The sequence below is a fragment of the Plantibacter cousiniae (nom. nud.) genome (assembly GCF_977070315.1).
In genome coordinates this window covers 228,325-243,938 of record NZ_CDRVEU010000005.1, presented here as the reverse complement: position 1 = coordinate 243,938, position 15,614 = coordinate 228,325, and the positions used below count along the sequence as shown (strand labels likewise).

The 15,614-nt window shown below is 60.1% G+C and carries 18 protein-coding genes; 8 read left to right on the top strand and 10 right to left on the bottom strand.

The genetic code is table 11. The features are described from left to right. Positions 1-21: 21 nt before the first annotated feature. From ACW55A_RS12645 to ACW55A_RS12635, 3 genes are read right to left on the bottom strand one after another with little or no spacing between them, the layout of a single operon-like run. Complete coding sequence (locus ACW55A_RS12645; protein WP_455808024.1) at positions 22-414, bottom strand: lysozyme inhibitor LprI family protein; 393 nt, start codon at positions 412-414, stop codon at positions 22-24. 30 nt (positions 415-444) lie between these two features. Next, a complete protein-coding gene (locus ACW55A_RS12640) occupies positions 445-1,047 on the bottom strand; it encodes a glutathione S-transferase family protein (protein ID WP_003343108.1) in 603 nt (200 codons plus the stop codon). A gap of 39 nt (positions 1,048-1,086) precedes the next feature. Next, positions 1,087-2,253: an aminotransferase-like domain-containing protein gene (locus ACW55A_RS12635; RefSeq protein WP_498811007.1), complete on the bottom strand. Its 1,167-nt coding sequence runs from the start codon at positions 2,251-2,253 to the stop codon at positions 1,087-1,089. An 82-nt stretch (positions 2,254-2,335) separates the two neighbouring features. On the opposite strand from ACW55A_RS12635, the gene ACW55A_RS12630 reads away from it, so the two are divergent. Beyond that, complete coding sequence (locus ACW55A_RS12630) at positions 2,336-2,806, top strand: MarR family transcriptional regulator (protein ID WP_096115426.1); 471 nt, start codon at positions 2,336-2,338, stop codon at positions 2,804-2,806. Positions 2,807-2,922: 116 nt separating this feature from the next. Then, positions 2,923-4,116 carry a benzoate/H(+) symporter BenE family transporter gene (locus tag ACW55A_RS12625; protein ID WP_498811006.1) on the top strand — a complete coding sequence of 398 codons (1,194 nt, stop codon included), beginning with the start codon at positions 2,923-2,925 and terminating at the stop codon, positions 4,114-4,116. A 26-nt stretch (positions 4,117-4,142) separates the two neighbouring features. Here ACW55A_RS12625 and ACW55A_RS12620 read toward each other — a convergent pair whose 3' ends face one another. Continuing rightward, positions 4,143-5,021, bottom strand: coding sequence for a S66 peptidase family protein (locus ACW55A_RS12620; RefSeq protein WP_498811005.1), 879 nt, complete (start codon positions 5,019-5,021; stop codon positions 4,143-4,145). 432 nt (positions 5,022-5,453) lie between these two features. Between ACW55A_RS12620 and ACW55A_RS12615 the strand changes: the two genes are divergently transcribed. Further along, positions 5,454-6,461, top strand: coding sequence for an NADP-dependent oxidoreductase (locus tag ACW55A_RS12615; RefSeq protein WP_003436735.1), 1,008 nt, complete (start codon positions 5,454-5,456; stop codon positions 6,459-6,461). A 77-nt stretch (positions 6,462-6,538) separates the two neighbouring features. Here ACW55A_RS12615 and pyrF read toward each other — a convergent pair whose 3' ends face one another. Then, positions 6,539-7,237, bottom strand: a complete 699-nt coding sequence (pyrF, locus tag ACW55A_RS12610) for an orotidine-5'-phosphate decarboxylase (RefSeq protein WP_498811004.1) — start codon at positions 7,235-7,237, stop codon at positions 6,539-6,541. Between the two features lie 291 nt (positions 7,238-7,528). Between pyrF and eat the strand changes: the two genes are divergently transcribed. Continuing rightward, positions 7,529-8,893 (top strand): ethanolamine permease, encoded by a 1,365-nt coding sequence (eat, locus tag ACW55A_RS12605; protein ID WP_498811003.1) that lies wholly within the window; start codon positions 7,529-7,531, stop codon positions 8,891-8,893. Between the two features lie 119 nt (positions 8,894-9,012). Continuing rightward, positions 9,013-9,180: a DUF2897 family protein gene (locus ACW55A_RS12600; RefSeq protein ID WP_003371498.1), complete on the top strand. Its 168-nt coding sequence runs from the start codon at positions 9,013-9,015 to the stop codon at positions 9,178-9,180. 35 nt (positions 9,181-9,215) lie between these two features. Here the strand turns inward: ACW55A_RS12600 and ACW55A_RS12595 are convergent, their stop codons facing one another. Beyond that, positions 9,216-10,028, bottom strand: a complete 813-nt coding sequence (locus tag ACW55A_RS12595) for a substrate-binding periplasmic protein (RefSeq protein WP_498811002.1) — start codon at positions 10,026-10,028, stop codon at positions 9,216-9,218. 276 nt (positions 10,029-10,304) lie between these two features. On the opposite strand from ACW55A_RS12595, the gene ACW55A_RS12590 reads away from it, so the two are divergent. Both ACW55A_RS12590 and ppnP read left to right on the top strand, forming a co-directional pair. Further along, positions 10,305-10,850, top strand: coding sequence for a 3'-5' exonuclease (locus tag ACW55A_RS12590; RefSeq protein WP_498811001.1), 546 nt, complete (start codon positions 10,305-10,307; stop codon positions 10,848-10,850). Positions 10,851-10,962: 112 nt separating this feature from the next. Beyond that, a complete protein-coding gene (gene ppnP / locus ACW55A_RS12585; protein ID WP_003371493.1) occupies positions 10,963-11,244 on the top strand; it encodes a pyrimidine/purine nucleoside phosphorylase in 282 nt (93 codons plus the stop codon). Positions 11,245-11,303: 59 nt separating this feature from the next. Here ppnP and ACW55A_RS12580 read toward each other — a convergent pair whose 3' ends face one another. Further along, positions 11,304-13,073, bottom strand: coding sequence for an ABC transporter transmembrane domain-containing protein (locus ACW55A_RS12580; RefSeq protein ID WP_498811000.1), 1,770 nt, complete (start codon positions 13,071-13,073; stop codon positions 11,304-11,306). Positions 13,074-13,359: 286 nt separating this feature from the next. Between ACW55A_RS12580 and ACW55A_RS12575 the strand changes: the two genes are divergently transcribed. Further along, positions 13,360-13,530, top strand: a complete 171-nt coding sequence (locus ACW55A_RS12575) for a PA1571 family protein (RefSeq protein ID WP_003371488.1) — start codon at positions 13,360-13,362, stop codon at positions 13,528-13,530. Positions 13,531-13,604: 74 nt separating this feature from the next. Here the strand turns inward: ACW55A_RS12575 and pdxB are convergent, their stop codons facing one another. From pdxB to ACW55A_RS12560, 3 genes are all read right to left on the bottom strand, one after another. Then, complete coding sequence (gene pdxB / locus ACW55A_RS12570; protein ID WP_498810999.1) at positions 13,605-14,747, bottom strand: 4-phosphoerythronate dehydrogenase PdxB; 1,143 nt, start codon at positions 14,745-14,747, stop codon at positions 13,605-13,607. An 89-nt stretch (positions 14,748-14,836) separates the two neighbouring features. Beyond that, positions 14,837-15,091, bottom strand: a complete 255-nt coding sequence (tusA, locus tag ACW55A_RS12565) for a sulfurtransferase TusA (RefSeq protein WP_003371482.1) — start codon at positions 15,089-15,091, stop codon at positions 14,837-14,839. A 156-nt stretch (positions 15,092-15,247) separates the two neighbouring features. Continuing rightward, positions 15,248-15,574 carry a YbaB/EbfC family nucleoid-associated protein gene (locus tag ACW55A_RS12560; RefSeq protein WP_002552818.1) on the bottom strand — a complete coding sequence of 109 codons (327 nt, stop codon included), beginning with the start codon at positions 15,572-15,574 and terminating at the stop codon, positions 15,248-15,250. Between the last annotated feature and the right edge of the window lie 40 nt (positions 15,575-15,614).

Here is a 15,614-nt window from a genome sequence, read left to right as displayed (position 1 = left end):
CCGCTGTTTGCCCGGCGCCTCTCAGCGCGGGCAACCTTCCTCGCGGCAAGCCACATAGGCTTGCAGCTGCTTCAGGCGCACATGGGTCTGCTCGGCCAGGCATTGCGATTGCAGCAACGGCCAGACAGAGCCTGAGTCCTCGGGCTTGCCCGCCTGATACAGGCAATCGGCATCACGCAGGGCTATCCACTTTCGTTGTGCGTCCTTGAGTGCCTGCTTTTTCGCCGGGGTCTTCAACCACCCCATTTGCGCGTTGTACTGCTTGTTGAGCTCGGCATCGAGCGCTGCCTGCTGACTGGCAGCGCAGCGGTTCATGCTGGCCTGATTGGCGTCGCAGTCCTCGGCCTGGGCCTGGGCCGAGCAGCCGATACCCAGCGCAATGAAAGCACCCAGAAGTACGATTGAAACGCGCATACATTTCCCTTTGTTCAAATGACGGATGTGTCAGTCCAGCATACCGATATAACCCGGCTGTGCCTTGACCCGATCCAGCCAACGGCGGATCCCGGTATAGGGTGCCAGATCGAAACCACCCTGATGCGCGACGTGGGTGTAGGCATACAAGGCAATGTCGGCGATGGAGAAATTCTCGCCGACCAGAAACGGCGTACGGTCGAGCTGCTGCTCCATGACCGCCAGTGCGCGATAGCCGGCTTTCTGCATGGCGCGATACTCGGTCATGCGTTCAGCCGGCAAGCCCAGGTAGAACTGGATGAAACGGGCCACCGCGACCGACGGCTCATGGCTGTACTGTTCGAAGAACTGCCATTGCAGCACCTGGGTGCGCAACCTCGGTTCGCTTGGCAGGTACGAAGAGCCGTCAGCCAGAAAGTTGAGAATCGCGTTGGACTCCCACAGGCAAGTGCCATCCTCCAGCTCCAGCACCGGAATCTTGCCGTTGGGGTTCTTTTCCAGAAACGCCGGGGTCTGTGTTTCGCCGTTGAGAATATCGACCGGCACCCACTCGTACTCGCTGCCCAGCAGATTAAGCATCAGCTTGACCTTGTAGCAGTTGCCCGAGTTGTAATCGCCATAAACCTTGTACATCAGACTGCTCCCTTTCTGCGTCTATGTTGACGTCTTGAATCAGGCGGCTTGCAGAAGGTGTGCTGCGCGGACCACCGACGCCAGACGTTTTATACCCTCATCGAGCCGAGCAGGGTCGATATGGCTGAAATTGAGCCGCAAGTGACCGTGATTGGCGTCCGGATCGGCGAAAAAAGGTTCGCCCGGCATGAACGCCACATCGTGCGCCAGCGCTGCATCCAGCAAGGTGCGCGTATCCAGCGGCTGCTTCAGCGTCAACCAGAAGAACAGTCCGCCTTGCGGGCTGTTCCAGATGGCCAGGTCTGAAAAATGCGTTTGCAAGGCACTCTCGAACGCATCACGACGGCCCCGGTAAAACTCGCACAGCGTCACCAGATGCTCACGATAGTGCTCAGTACCAATCCACTGCAAGGCCTGCCACTGGCCGAGGCGATTGGTATGCAGATCGGCCGACTGCTTCAGACGCAGCAAGTGCGGAAACAGATCGGGGCTGGCGATCAGATAACCCACCCGCAGGCCTGGCAGCAGTGTCTTGGAAACCGTGCCGGTATAAATCCAGCTGGCCGTTTTCAGACTGCTGACAATCGGCCTGGCACTGCCGCCGTCAAAACTCAGTTCACGGTACGGTTCGTCCTCGATCAACGTGACACCGAACTCATCGAGTAAGGCCGCAACGGCATCGCGACTGGCCTGGCTGTAGCGCACCGCCGAGGGGTTCTGGAACGTCGGGATGAGGTAGGCGAAGGCTGGTTTGTGCTGTTCCAGACGCTGACGCATCGCAAGCAGGTCCGGGCCTTCGGCCTGCAACGGCACGGTGATGCAGTCGGCGCCGAACAGCTGGAATATCTGCAACGCCGCCAGATAGGTGGGCGCCTCGAGGAGAATTTCGGTGCCTTTGTCGATATACAGCTTGGCGGCCAGGTCCAGTGTCTGCTGAGAACCACTGACCACCATTACCTGACGGGCGTCGCAGTCGATACCCAGAGCACGGGCATCGGCGCCCAGCGCTTCACGCAGCGCAGGTTCGCCCTCGCTCATGCCGTACTGACCCAGCGCAACGGGCATGTCGGCCCACTCCACTTTGGGCAGCATTGACTCGGCGGGCAGCCCACCGGCGAACGACATCACTTCCGGGCGCTGAGCGGCGGCGAGGATCTCGCGAATCAGAGAACTTTTCAGACGGGAAACGCGTTCGGAGAAAGCCATGGCAGTTACCTGTAGCCGAGACAATTGGAAATACGTCAAACTGGTTGACTCAAATTACGACGATCAACCCGGATACGTCAACATGCTTGACCTTAAAAAACCTGCCAATCAACAAATGGCCATGGAAGCGTTCTTCTTCGGCTATCAGGCATTCACTGCCAAGGCTGATGAAATGCTGGCCAGACGCGGCTTCAGTCGCGTGCACCAGCGCATCGTATTTTTCATCGCCCGTTACCCCGGCCTGAGCGTCAAGGAGCTGCTCACCGTATTGGGCGTCAGCAAACAGGCCCTCAATGCCCCGCTACGTCAGCTGATCGCCATGAATCTGGTGCACAGCGCGGCCCCCGAAAATGACAAGCGCAAACGACTGCTGGGCCTCACCGATGAAGGCGCCCTCTTTGAACAGGGCTTGCGCCGCGAACAGGTCAAACTGCTACAACGGGTGTTCGCCGAAGCAGGTCAGGATGCCGTGGATGGCTGGCTGACGGTCAATCGGGCCTTGGGGCAGACCCTGCAGTCGGGCGCCTGCCCGACCGGGGCTGACACCGAGTAAACGCCACGGCCGTAACTGTGCTGGCGTTTACTCGTGTCGCTGTATTGCAAGGCCGAGCGGCCAGGCGTTTAGGCTTGGCGCCCTTTGCTACCTGCCCGTTTCAAGGAACGCCCAGCATGAACCAATCCCTGAAGGTGCCATTGCGCCCGCTGACAGACTCATCGCCGTCGGCGGTGGTTGCCGGTTTCATCGCCATGATGACCGGCTGCACCAGTTCGCTGGTGTTGATTTTCCAGGCGGGCCAAGCGGCAGGGCTGAGCAGCGTGCAGATTTCATCGTGGCTGTGGGCGCTGTTCATAGGCATGGCGGTGTGCAGCATCGGCCTCTCGCTGCGCTACCGCATGCCAATTACCGTGGCGTGGTCGACACCCGGCGCCGCACTGCTGATCACCAGCCTGGGCGGCGTCAGCTACCCGCAGGCCATTGGCGCGTTCATCACCAGCGCGCTGCTGGTGATTCTGTGCGGGGTGACCGGCAGTTTCGAGCGCATTGTGCGGCGTCTGCCAGCGTCGCTGGCTGCGGCCTTGCTGGCAGGGATTCTGTTCCGGATCGGCAGTGAGATCTTTATTGCCGCACAGCACCACACCAGCCTGGTAATGGGCATGTTTTTCACTTACCTGCTGGTCAAGCGCCTGTCGCCGCGCTACTCGGTGCTGCTCGCGCTGCTGGTCGGTATCGGCATCTCTGGCATGCTGGGTTTGCTGAACTTTGACGGCCTGGCGCTGGAAGTCGCCATACCGGTCTGGACCACCCCGGCGTTTTCATGGGCAGCGACAGTGAGCATTGGCATCCCGCTGTTCGTGGTGGCCATGACCTCGCAGAACATGCCGGGTGTGGCCGTGTTGCGAGCCGACGGCTACTTCCCGCCTGTTTCGCCGCTGATATCGGTGACAGGCTTTGCCTCATTGCTCACTGCACCGTTTGGCTGCCACGGGATCAATCTGGCCGCGATCAGTGCCGCCATCTGTACCAGCCCTCATGCGCACGAGGACAAGTCCAAACGCTATACAGCGGCGATCTGGTGCGGGATTTTCTATGCGATAGCCGGCATTTTCGGTGCCACCCTGGCGGGTCTGTTCAGTGCGTTCCCCAAGGAACTGATGCTCTCGATTGCCGCGCTGGCGCTGCTCGGGTCGATCACCAATGGCCTGACCGTTGCGATGGCCGAACCGAGGGAACGCGAACCCGCCTTGATCACCTTCATGGTAACCGCCTCGGGACTCACGCTGTTTTCCATAGGCTCGGCATTCTGGGGCATCGTCGCGGGTTTGCTGACCTTGCTGATCCTGAACACACGCAAGGCCGATTAGGCCAACCGCTGGCAGCGCGGCAGAGATCAACTACGCGCGGCAGCCGCTACCAGCAGGGTTCCGGCGTCGGCATCGAGTATCGCCTGGGTGCCCAGGGGCACTGCCTGATTGGGATCTCCGTGCCCTACCGGCAGACCGCCGAGCACCGGGATGCCGAGACTGCCCAGCCGCTCCAGCAGCACATCCGCGGGGCTGATGGTGCGGCCAGTGTTTGGAGCAGGGGTAAATTCGCCGACGGCAATGCCGGCCAGAGACGCAAGAATCCCGCAGTTACCCAGGTGGGTGAGCATGCGGTCGACCCGGTAGGCGGGTTCGTTGACCTCTTCGATGAGCAGGATGGCGCCGCTCAAGTCAGGCATGAACGGCGTACCCACAGAGGTATCGAGGATGCACAGGTTGCCGCCCAACAGCAGGCCCTGTGCGCTGCCAGCGGTTCTGACCCTGGCCGTTGGCGAGGCCGGATCAGCCTTGAGCAGGACCGGCTCTGTGCTCATCAACACATGGCGCATACCGCTGACGAACAGACCGCCACGTTCCAGCTGCGAAGCGACCGGTCCATGAATGGTCGCCAGGCGCGCATGGTTCCACAGCGCACCGTGCAGCGCGGTGATGTCAGAAAAGCCAGTCACCAGCTTGGGATCACGACGCACCGCGTCCATATCCACCTGCTGGACAATCCTTTGCACGCCATAGCCACCGCGAGTGCAGATGACCGCGCGGATTTCCGGGTCGGCCAGCGCGGCGTTGAGGTCGGCGAGCCGCTCTTCATCGGTCCCCGAATAGAACGAGTAGTTGCCCAGCGCATGCGGATAGACCCGCGGGCGCAGCCCCCACCCCTCAAGTACCGCCACCGCCGCCTGGATCTTGCCGGGGTCCACAGGGCTTGCCGGAGAGACCAGTGCCACGGCGTCGCCAGCTCGCAGAGCCCGGGGGTGAAGAGTGTTTGAAGAGGTGGTAGGCATCACGGTCGTCCAAGCGTTGATCGAACTAGGAATCTAGGTTCTGTACGAAAAGTCGGCGAGCGAAGGTCAGGCAAGGCAAAAACAGGCGAGGAAGCGGAGTGTACGTGTTGTAAATGAACATTCCGAGCCTGTGTTTAACGTAGCATCACCGAGCGCAGCCACTTTTCGTGCAGAGCCTAGAGCACTGAGGGGGCGCGACTCAAGCCATATCCGTCATCAGCATGGCTCATCCGCAGATCCGTCTGAACGCCAGCGGCGCAATGGACTCCTATCAATCACATGGATCAAACGGCATTCGCTGGGTGATCGCTTCTTGTCCGAATGGCGCGATGAGCGTTTGAATCCATTCTTGAACCCTTTTCAGGAGACCCTGCCATGACCGATCTTTCCAACCGCCAGTTCCTGCTCGCCAAGCGCCCTTCGGGCGATGCGCGCCGTGAAGACTTCACCTATCAGGAAGTCCCGGTCAGCGCACTTGCCGACGGGCAGATTCTGGTCAGGAGCAAATACCTGTCACTGGACCCGGCAATGCGTGGCTGGATGAATGACGGCAAATCCTACATTCCAGCCGTAAAGCTGGGCGAAGTAATGCGTGCCCTCGGCGTGGGTGAAGTAATTGAATCGAAAAACCCCAAGTTCGCCGTAGGTGACCATGTTCAGGGCGCTCTGGGCGTGCAGGACTACTTTGCTGGTGAACCGAAGGGTTTCTACACGGTGGACACGAACCTTGCGCCACTGCCCCTTTATCTGTCAGCACTGGGCATGACCGGCATGACCGCCTACCTGGCGCTGCTGGACGTCGGCCAACCGAAAAGCGGTGACACCGTGGTGATTTCCGGTGCGGCAGGCGCTGTCGGCAGCGTGGCCGGGCAGATCGCCAAGCTCAAGGGATGCCGGGTCGTCGGCATTGCGGGAGGCACGGAAAAATGCCGTCTGCTGACCGAGGAGCTGGGCTTTGACGCCGCCATCGACTACAAATCCGAAGACGTCATGGACGGTCTGAAACGTCACTGCCCGGATGGCGTAAATGTGTACTTCGACAACGTCGGTGGCGACATCCTCGATGCGGCACTCAGCCAACTGGCGGTCGGCGCGCGTGTGGTGATCTGTGGCGCCATCAGCCAGTACAACAGCACCAAGGCGATCAAAGGCCCGGCCAACTACATGTCGCTGCTGGTCAACCGTGCACGTATGGAAGGCTTCATCGTACTGGACCACCCGGAGCGCTTTGCAGAAGCGGGCCAGGTCATGGCCGGCTGGATCAAGGAAGGCAAGCTCAAGAGCAAGGAGCACATCGTGGAAGGCCTCGAGACGTTCCCGGAAACCTTCCAGATGCTGTTCAGCGGTGAGAATCAGGGCAAGCTGATCCTGAAAGTGGAATAAACCCGCAGGGTTTTCGCAGCGTCACAGCCCTTCCCCACGATGCAGGTAAAGAGCCGTGACGCTACGAACCCATCCACTCAAGCCAGCTCGGCAACCACCGCCGCCAGAGCCTTCGCCGGGTCAGCCGCCTGGCTGATCGGGCGGCCGATGACAAGGTAGTCGGAGCCTGCATCCAGTGCCTGACGAGGGGTCAGGATACGACGCTGGTCGTCGTGCGCACTGCCCGCCGGACGAATGCCCGGTGTCACCAGTTGCAATGACGGGTGAGCGGCTTTCAGAGCCTGCGTTTCCAGCGCCGAGCAGACCAGACCATCCATCCCGGCTTTCTCGGCCAGAGCAGCGAGGCGCAGCACCTGCACCTGCGGGTCGATGTCCAGGCCGATACCGGCCAGGTCCTCACGTTCCATGCTGGTCAGAACGGTCACACCGATCAGCAGCGGCTGTGGGCCAGTGCGCTGCTCAAGCACTTCCCGACAGGCCGCCATCATGCGCAGGCCACCCGAGCAGTGCACGTTGACCATCCACACGCCCATCTCGGCCGCCGCCTTGACCGCCATCGCCGTGGTGTTGGGGATGTCGTGGAATTTCAGATCCAGAAACACCTCGAAGCCCCTGTGGCGCAGGGTCTCGACGATGTCGGCCGCGCAACTGGTGAACAGTTCCTTGCCAACTTTGACCCTGCACAGTTTGGGATCAAGCTGATCAGCCAGGCGCAAGGCGGCTTCGCGGGTCGGAAAATCCAGGGCGACGATGACAGGAGTCTGGCAGGCGGACATGAGCGTGGTCTCAGGTAAGTCGAAATCGGCGCGCATTGTAGCTGAACCGGCGCACTGGCGGGACCCGTAGATCGGCATTTGCCCGAACAGCGTCCTGACACCTCTGAATTCCATGCACCCCTGGCGGTCATCGCCGCACCAATCCGGACCAAAGCTTTACAACGAGTTGAATCGATTCACCCTGACGTTCTGTAAACGACCCGTTTTGAAGCATCACGACACCGATGCGTGCACTGGCACGGCCTCTGCAACAGGATGTTTCAACGTTTATCGAATCCCAGGGAGAGAACAATGAGCACACAACTCAAGCCGACGCTCGGCACGATTCATTTATGGGGGATCGCGGTGGGGCTGGTGATTTCCGGCGAATACTTTGGCTGGAGCTACGGCTGGGGCGTCGCGGGTACGTTGGGCTTTTTGGTAACAGCCCTGATGGTTGCAACCATGTACACCTGTTTCATCTTCAGTTTTACCGAGCTCACCACTGCCATCCCCCACGCGGGCGGTCCGTTCGCCTACAGCCGTCGCGCCTTTGGCGAAAAAGGCGGACTGATCGCCGGCATGGCCACGCTGATCGAATTCGTCTTTGCGCCACCGGCGATTGCCATGGCGATCGGTGCGTACCTCAATGTGCAATACCCGGGTCTTGACCCCAAGCATGCGGCAGTCGGCGCCTACATCGTGTTCATGGCGCTCAACATCGTGGGCGTGAAGCTCGCGGCAACCTTCGAGCTGGTGGTGTGCATTCTGGCCGTGGCCGAGTTGCTGGTGTTCATGGGCGTGGTTGCACCTGCTTTCAGCTTCAGCAACTTCGCCCTGAACGGCTGGGCCGGTTCGCAGACTTTCGGACCCGAAGCCATTGCCGGCATGTTCGCTGCCATTCCCTTCGCCATCTGGTTCTTTCTGGCCATCGAAGGCGCTGCAATGGCCGCCGAAGAAGCCAAGGACCCGAAACGTACCATCCCGAAGGCCTACATCAGCGGCATTCTGACCTTGGTGATACTGGCGATCGGCGTCATGCTGTTTGCCGGTGGCGTGGGTGACTGGCGCACCCTGGCCAACATCAACGATCCCCTGCCGCAAGCCATGAAAGCCGTGGTCGGTGACAGCTCCGGCTGGCTGCACATGCTGGTGTGGATCGGCCTGTTCGGCCTGGTCGCCAGCTTCCACGGGATCATCATGGGTTACTCGCGCCAGTTCTTCGCCCTTGCCCGCGCTGGCTACCTGCCCGCCTCGCTGGCCAGGCTCTCGCGCTTCCAGACACCGCACCGGGCAATCATCGCCGGCGGCCTGATCGGCATCGCCGCGATCTACAGCGACGGCCTGATCAACCTGAGCGGCATGACGCTGACCGCTGCGATGATCACCATGGCCGTGTTCGGCGCCATCGTCATGTACATCATGAGCATGCTCAGCCTGTTCAAACTGCGCAAGACCGAGCCTGGCCTGGAGCGCACGTTCCGCGCACCCGGCTATCCAGTGATGCCCGGCATCGCTCTGGCGCTGGCCGTCGTGTGCCTGGTGGCAATGGCCTGGTTCAACGCACTGATCGGCCTGATTTTCCTGGGCCTGATGGCCATCGGCTTTATCTACTTCAGTCTGACCGCCAAATCCCGCGCCGACGCGCCGACCGACGCGATGCTGACCGGGGAGTAATCACCGGAGTTCTTCGGGTTGCGGGCGAATGCTTTCGCACGCAACCCCTTCAAGGCGCATACACTTGAACCATTGGGTAGCCGTGCTGCTCAAACCGGTATCACAACAAGGAGAGCGCTATGCCCTGGTATGCCTGGTTAATTCTGCTCGTAGCCATTGGCTCGGTCGTCGGCGGTCTGATGATGCTGCGCGACACAGCCAAGAAACTGCCCCTCACTGAAGAACAGCTCAAGCGCGTCCACGAGCGCAACGCAGAAATGGATGCCAAGGACGCCAAGGACCGCTAAGTGCCTCCGGGTGGCAGGCGGACACCTGCCACCCGCTACTTGTCAGGCATCTCGGCGTTTATCGGAAGCACCTTGATGTTTAGCGGCTCGAAAATCTTCGCCAACTGCCCATCTGCACGCAACCTCTCCAGTAATTGCCTGAAGTGCGAAACATCAATGTTGCCGTTCGGGCGCAACAACGCATATTGACGGTAGATCTGATCGACACGGTCGGACACCATCAACTGCGCCGCTTCATCCTTGTTATGCGCCATGAAATCAATCAGGTACGAACGGGTAACGGGTGCAATATCGGCGCGGCCGCGCACCACCATCAGCAAGTTGCTGTCGTGGGAGTACGTGGAGGTAATGGTGAAGTGCTCGCTCAGGTACTTCTGATCGGTATTGAAGTTGGCAAATCCATAATGATAGCCACTGAACAATGCCAGACGTTTGTCAGCCAGGGTGTCGAAGTAATCCTGCCCCCGCCCTTCTTCCCGGCGCGCCACATAGACCTCGGCATCCTCGAGCCCCATATCGAGCTGTTCATGTGGAATGTCCTTCCAGCCCCAGTCAGGGTTTTCGAAGACTGCAACATCGAAACGCCCTTCCGTGAAATCACGAAAACGCCGGGGCACCGAGGTCGGGATCATCACGAATTCGTAGTCGTCCTGCTCGCCATTCAGGGCGTCGATCAACCTGGGTAAAAGACCGGCGTCTTCACCTTTTTCAGGGCGCACCATATAAGGGGGGAAGTGCACTGCGGCCACGCGCACGATCTGCGCGGCGAAGACCTGCGGCGTTGCCATCAACGGAATGAAGAGCATGACGCCGGTAACGATCTTGCGCGCCACACCGTCAATTAACACTGCAAGTCTTTTCATAAAACACGACATCAATCAAAGCCGTTCAAACTATGCGGTTTCCATGATTTAAACAACTGTCAAATCGACGGCGTCAGCGCTCTGCGGCATCCTTGCGGTATTCGCCCAGACAAGTGACAGCCGCCTGCGAGGCACCAATGCAATCACCCGTGGTCACTGTAGGGGCAGTTGTTACAACAAGGGTGCCGATGCAAGGCTCAGGGTGTGCGCAACGGGTTAATCTGGCTACGCTCAAGCCATTGACTATCGTAAGGAAGCTTGATGATGCCGCACTGGCTGGTGATTGATCTTGAGGCTACGACCGAAGAAGGTGGGTGGCCGGTCGCAGAAATGGAAGTCATCGAGATAGGCGCGACACTGGTCAATCAGGACGGACGCGAGCTGGACCATTTCGAACGCTTCGTGCGCCCGACGCGCAGGCCGCTGCTGACCCATTTCTGCCGCGAGCTGACCCATATCAACCAGAGCAGCATCGACAGCGCTGCACCGCTGACGACGGTGTGGCCGCAGTTCGAGCGCTGGTTGAGCCATCACCGTGCACGCATCGTGGGCTGGGCCAGCTGGGGGGATTACGATCGTCAGCAACTGGAAGAGGAATGGCGTCAGCATCACCTCGACAGTGCACTGTCCAGCATGCCGCACGTCAATCTCAAACAGCGTTTCGCCCAGGCCCGCCACTTGCAGAAACCGATGGGGCTGAACAGTGCCTTGCAACTGGCAGGCATGCAGTTCAGCGGGCAACAGCACCGCGCCTTGGTCGATGCGCGCAATACTGCCAGGCTGCTGCCGTTGATTCTGCCCAACTGAATGCCGCTGCAGGTCGACGTTTCGTCAGCGTCGATGTGCAAGGGGCGTGACGAGTTTTAACGTGTTGGGCATACTGGCGAGCCATTTTCAGCCCTTTCAAAAGGAATCGCCCATGTTCAAGGTCAACGAGTACTTCGACGGCACCGTCAAATCCATCGCCTTCACCCAGGCCGATGGTGAGGCAACCATCGGTGTCATGGCAGCGGGCGAATATGAGTTCGGTACGGCGCAACGGGAAATCATGCATGTGATCTCCGGCGAATTGAGCGTGAAGCTTCCGGACAGCACTGACTGGGAAACCTTTGCCACCGGCAACCAGTTCAACGTACCGGCCAACAGCAAGTTCCAGCTCAAGGTCAAAGTCGATACCGCCTACCTGTGCGAATATCGCTGAGACTCAGCGAGTGGGAGGCTTGACCTCCCACGTTGCCCACAGGCCCTCCTCGCCCTCTCCTACTCAACCCCGGCATTGAACTGCAACGCCGCCAGTCGCGCATAAAGCGGGTTGCTGGCAATCAACTGCTGATGGGTGCCCACGGCCACCAACCGCCCCTGATCCATGACGGCAATCCGGTCGGCATTCTGCACCGTGGCCAGCCGGTGGGCGATGACCAGCGTCGTACGCCCCTGCATCAGGCTCGGCAGGGCCTGTTGAATCAAGTGCTCACTCTGCGCGTCCAGCGCACTGGTCGCCTCGTCCAGCAACAGAATCGGCGCATCGACCAGCAAGGCACGGGCAATCGCCAGACGCTGACGCTGTCCGCCGGACAATCCCACCCCGCCCTCACCCAGATGCGTACCGTAGCCGTTGGCCATGTCGAGAATGAACTCGTGCGCATGGGCAATACGCGCCGCCGCCTGTACCTGCTCAAGGCTCGCAGTGGCGTTACCGTAACGAATATTGTCCTCGACACTGCCGAAAAACAGGGCGGGCGATTGTGAAACCAGCGCGAAGCAGCGGCGCAGATCATGGGGATCGAGCTGCGCGATCGGTACGCCCTCGATCAGAATGCGCCCTTGAATCGGGTCGTAAAAACGCAACAGCAGATCCAGAATGGTCGACTTGCCCGCGCCGGAGGGCCCGACCAGCGCCAGGGTTTCACCGGGCTCGATGCTCAGGGTCAGGTTATCCAGCGCATTGCGCTCAGGACGCGATGGGTAGGCGAAGGTGACATTCTCCAGCGCCAGACGCCCACTGATGCGCTGCGGCAGGCTCTGCAGATCCGTGGTCGGCACACTGATCTCGCTGCGTGCCTGAAGCAGCTCGCCGATCCTCTCTGCGGCACCGGCGGCGCGCTGCAGATCGCCAATCACCTCGCTCAACGTACCGAACGCCATACCGACCATCAGCGCGTAGAACACGAATGCTGCCAGCTCACCGCTTGAGATGCGGCCGCTGATCACGTCCATACCGCCGACCCACAACATCACCGCCACGGCACCCAGCACCAGAACGATCACCAGCGTGATCAGCCATGAGCGCTGCAGGATACGTTTGCGAGCGGTCTCGAACGCCTGCTCCACCGTATGCGAAAAACGCTGCTTGTCCTGCTGCTGATGGTTGTACGCCTGCACTGTCTTGATCTGCCCCAGGGCTTCGGCCACGTAACTGCCGACATTGGCGACCCGGTCCTGACTTTCGCGCGACAGATTTCGTACCCGCCGCCCGAACATGAGAATGGGTGCGATGATCAGCGGCAACGCCACCACCACGATACTGGTGAGTTTGGGGTTGGTGATGAACAACAACACGATACCGCCAATGACCATCAGCGCGTTGCGCAGGAACATCGACATTGACGAGCCGATGACCGACTGCAACAGCGTGGTGTCGGCGGTCAGTCGCGACTGGATTTCCGAACTGCGATTGTTTTCGTAGAAGCCCGGATGCAGTTCGATCTGGTGATCGAATACTTTCTTGCGCAAGTCGGCAACCACACGCTCGCCGATCCACGACACCAGATAGAAGCGGGCGAAGGTTCCGACGGCGAGGCCGACCGTCAGCAGCATGAAAAACCCGATCGAGCGCTCGAGCAGTTGCGGTGAGCGGGTCATGAAACCCTGATCGACCATCAGTTTGATGCCCTGCCCGATCGACAGGGTAATACCTGCGGTGATGACCAATGCCAACAACGCGCCGAGCGCCTGCCAGCGATACGGCGCGATGAAGCTCGCAGCCAGACGCAAGGCCTGGCGATGACGTCGGGTAATCCGTGAAATCATGAACGATGAACCTGCCTGTGTGCCCGATCTGTCTGAGTTGCAAAGCCTACACCTGTGTGGCCGGGGCGCCGAACATCATTTCGAATGAACTTGCGGCTGGCTTCCAGAGTCAGGTTATGACTGCTTTACAGAGGCCGCTATAAGACATCGATCTAAGCGCCTGCTGGCAGATTTGCATCATATCTGTTGCACTTGCAGCGCGTTTGAGCGGCTGACAGTACCTGTCACGGACCGATCATCAAGCGCGGTTAACTTAACGCCGTTACCTGATGAAAGGAGAAACACCATGAACCCGCAAGAGCGCAGCAATGAAGTTCAGGTTGTTCGAGCCACGCCTAATCTGCCGGTTGGCGGTGCCATTCTTGACCAGCACGGACAAGAAGTCCTGATCACCGAAGAAATGGTTCAGGCTGCCTGCCAGGAATGCGACAAGCACTGGGTAACCCCGGAAAAATAAAACCAAGCCGTACCAGACATTTGAAACCCGACCACTCGGTCGGGTTTTTTATTGCCTGATGACCCGGCTGGCGATCAGATCAGCACTGCACCCAGCGCCCGCACCAGTTGTGCCAATGCCTCGGATTCTCCCTCCAGATGAACCTTCAGCCCTTCGATTTCCCGGCGTGGCGGGTACTGCTTGCGCAATGCATCGAAGGCCAGACGCTGGCTGGCGGTGTCACCGGTCAGGCTGCGGCGGAAATCCGCATCGTCACGTCGCGGGTCATACACGCCGCGGCACAACATGTTAAGCGCCCAGACCGGGTCGCAGGCCGCGTCGAGACTGACCTGCGCCAGCCAGGGTTTTGGCAGCAGATCGTCCAGTTCGATCGTCGCAGGCTGATCAAGAAAGCCACACAACGCCTGATAGATCTGTGCAGTACCGCGCTGCCTGCCATCCAGGCTGTAACCGGCGATATGCGGTGTACCCAGAACGCACAAGTCAGCCAGCGCGACGTTGACCTGCGGCTCGCCCTCCCACACATCCAGTACGGCCTGCAGGTCTTCCCGCTCAAGCAGCACGTCGTGCAACGCCGCGTTATCCACTACGGCGCCTCGGCTGGCATTGATCAGCCAGGCACCCTGGCCGAGCTGACGCAAACGCGCGTCGTTGAGCAAGTGCCAGGTCGGTGACGCCCCGGTTTTGTTCAGAGGCGTGTGCAGGCTGATCACGTCACAGCGCTGCAGGATCTCGTCAAGGCTGACGAAGTCGCCGCCTTCGGCAGCCTGGCGTGGCGGATCGCAGACCAGCACGTTCCAGCCCAGTGCCTTCAATACGCTGATCAGCCGGCCACCCACCTGCCCTGCACCGACCACACCGTAGGTGCGCTGCGCAAGATCGACCCCTTCGATTTCAGCCAGGGTCAGCAGGCTGCCTAGGACATAGTCCACCACGCCGCGCGCATTGCAGCCCGGAGCGCTGGCCCACTGGATACCGGCTTGCTGAAACCAGTCCAGATCCAGGTGATCGGTGCCGATGGTGCAGGTCCCGACAAAACGCACCGGGCTACCCTCAAGCAGTTCGCGGGTCACGGCGGTGACCGAGCGAACCAGCAGGATGTCGGCATCCGCCACAGCGGCTCGGTCCATGGCGCGGCCCGGCAAGCGATGAATCTCACCGAAATGAGCAAAAAAGGCGTCGAGCAGGGGAATATTTTCGTCAGCAACAATGCGCATGGAAGACTCTCTGGGTCTGGCGAACAGGGACCTGCTCGAATCGGGAACAGGTGCGTCGTGAACAGGCGCGGGTTGCAGCGATGTGGTGATCAGTCGGACTTCTTGCGGATCCAGTACAGGAACGTGCCCTCTTCGGCTTGCTCCGCAACCAGCTCATGACCGAGAAAGACACAGAATTTCGGGATATCGCGACGCGTGGACGGATCGGTTGCAATGACCTTGAGTAGACCGCCCGCGGGCAGGTCACGCACCTTCTGGTGCAACATCATCACCGGCTCCGGACAAAATAGCCCGACGGCGTCCAGCTCGGCGTCGACAGTGAGGTTTTCAATGGGCTCAGACATGGGGCACTCCAGAGACGGGGGACGATTGTCGCTCAATTCGGTCGATCAGGCCAAATGCTGATGGTTATACCGGCGCCGAATGGCGGCGCGCGGCCAGACAGCAGACAGAAAAATGCCAGGCACAGGGCCTGGCACTGATCATGACCCGGGCGAACGTCAGAACGGCAGCTTCATACCGGGCGGCAGCTGCATGCCAGCCGTCATGGAAGCCGTCTTGTCCTGGCTGGCCTGCTCGATCTTGCGCACGGCGTCGTTGACGGCGGCGGCGATCAGGTCTTCCAGCACTTCCTTGTCTTCCTGCATCAGGCTGTCATCCAGATTGATGCGCTTGACGTCATGACGACCGGTCATCACCACGCTCACCAGGCCTGCGCCCGATTGACCGGTGACTTCCGCGTTGGCCAGTTCTTCCTGCATCTTGGCCATTTTTTCCTGCATTTGCTGCGCCTGCTTCATCAGGCCAGCCATGCCACCTTTCATCATGGGATATCTCCTCGAAAATGGATGGTTCGTTTGCGTGGCG

Coding starts and splice junctions, on each gene's coding strand:
- tusA (WP_003371482.1), bottom strand. CDS start 15,091: ATGTCTGAGCCCATTGAAAACCTCACTGTCGACGCCGAGCTGGACGCC.
- ACW55A_RS12625 (WP_498811006.1), top strand. CDS start 2,923: ATGAACCAATCCCTGAAGGTGCCATTGCGCCCGCTGACAGACTCATCG.
- ACW55A_RS12630 (WP_096115426.1), top strand. CDS start 2,336: ATGCTTGACCTTAAAAAACCTGCCAATCAACAAATGGCCATGGAAGCG.
- ACW55A_RS12635 (WP_498811007.1), bottom strand. CDS start 2,253: ATGGCTTTCTCCGAACGCGTTTCCCGTCTGAAAAGTTCTCTGATTCGC.
- pdxB (WP_498810999.1), bottom strand. CDS start 14,747: ATGCGCATTGTTGCTGACGAAAATATTCCCCTGCTCGACGCCTTTTTT.
- ACW55A_RS12600 (WP_003371498.1), top strand. CDS start 9,013: ATGCCCTGGTATGCCTGGTTAATTCTGCTCGTAGCCATTGGCTCGGTC.
- ppnP (WP_003371493.1), top strand. CDS start 10,963: ATGTTCAAGGTCAACGAGTACTTCGACGGCACCGTCAAATCCATCGCC.
- ACW55A_RS12590 (WP_498811001.1), top strand. CDS start 10,305: ATGATGCCGCACTGGCTGGTGATTGATCTTGAGGCTACGACCGAAGAA.
- ACW55A_RS12575 (WP_003371488.1), top strand. CDS start 13,360: ATGAACCCGCAAGAGCGCAGCAATGAAGTTCAGGTTGTTCGAGCCACG.
- ACW55A_RS12640 (WP_003343108.1), bottom strand. CDS start 1,047: ATGTACAAGGTTTATGGCGATTACAACTCGGGCAACTGCTACAAGGTC.
- ACW55A_RS12560 (WP_002552818.1), bottom strand. CDS start 15,574: ATGATGAAAGGTGGCATGGCTGGCCTGATGAAGCAGGCGCAGCAAATG.
- ACW55A_RS12615 (WP_003436735.1), top strand. CDS start 5,454: ATGACCGATCTTTCCAACCGCCAGTTCCTGCTCGCCAAGCGCCCTTCG.
- ACW55A_RS12580 (WP_498811000.1), bottom strand. CDS start 13,073: ATGATTTCACGGATTACCCGACGTCATCGCCAGGCCTTGCGTCTGGCT.
- pyrF (WP_498811004.1), bottom strand. CDS start 7,237: ATGTCCGCCTGCCAGACTCCTGTCATCGTCGCCCTGGATTTTCCGACC.
- eat (WP_498811003.1), top strand. CDS start 7,529: ATGAGCACACAACTCAAGCCGACGCTCGGCACGATTCATTTATGGGGG.
- ACW55A_RS12645 (WP_455808024.1), bottom strand. CDS start 414: ATGCGCGTTTCAATCGTACTTCTGGGTGCTTTCATTGCGCTGGGTATC.